At 48.4% G+C, this 773-nt stretch carries 1 protein-coding gene; it reads left to right on the top strand.

Annotated features, from left to right (window positions below):
* The coding region (locus R8N49_RS26590; protein ID WP_318190379.1) for a ParB/RepB/Spo0J family partition protein at window positions 1–773 on the top strand (773 nt) is incomplete at both ends.

The following is a 773-nucleotide window of genomic DNA, read 5'->3' as shown; positions in this document are numbered from 1 at the left end:
CATCGAGTTGGCAGTGGCGGGTGAGGGCACGGTTCAGTTTGAATTAGTTCGTATTCCCGCAGATAAAGTGGCAAGCGAGACGCGTGTGTTCGCGGACAATGCCCGTGAACAATCATTCTTGAATGAGCATGCTTTATCTGATGTTTTGGTGACACTGAAAGAGCGTGGTCAACAGTACCCAGCTGTTGGTCGTCGCACTGACGATGGCAAAATTGAAGTGCTAGACGGTAGCCGCCGTCGTATGTCTTGTATCTTGGCGGGTAAGGATTTCTTGGTTTACGTTGGTGATGGCATCAACACTGAACACGCGAAATTCCTATCTGACGTCGCGAATGCTCACAAACCGCTGTCGCTTTACGAAAAAGGCAAAGAGATGCAGGCTAAGCTGGAAAGCGGTGAAGCCGAAGACCAAAAAGCGCTAGCGAAAATGTTCCAGTGCAGTGAAGCATTGGTAAGTGGTGCGCTTAAAGCCGCGGCATTGCCGCTAGAATTGCTACAAGCGTATCCAAATGTTGGCGATTTAGGTCGTCCAACCATCGTTAAACTGCACAAACAGTTCTCAACATTGACCGCTGAGCAGCAGCAAAACTTGTTGGATAAATGCCGTACATCTGAAGGTTACTTGTGGCAACGTAGCAAGGCACAAGGCGTGGCTCGTTTGACCAAAGAAGTGACGGAAAGCATCGAAAGTTGGATCTCTGAGTTAGCACCAGCTAAACCTGCGAAAAAATCTGAAAAAGTTGACCTTGTCAAAGGTCGAGTAAGCTACAGTC

The organism is Vibrio sp. 1978, assembly GCF_033344345.1.
This window is presented reverse-complemented; position numbering and strand designations above follow the sequence as displayed.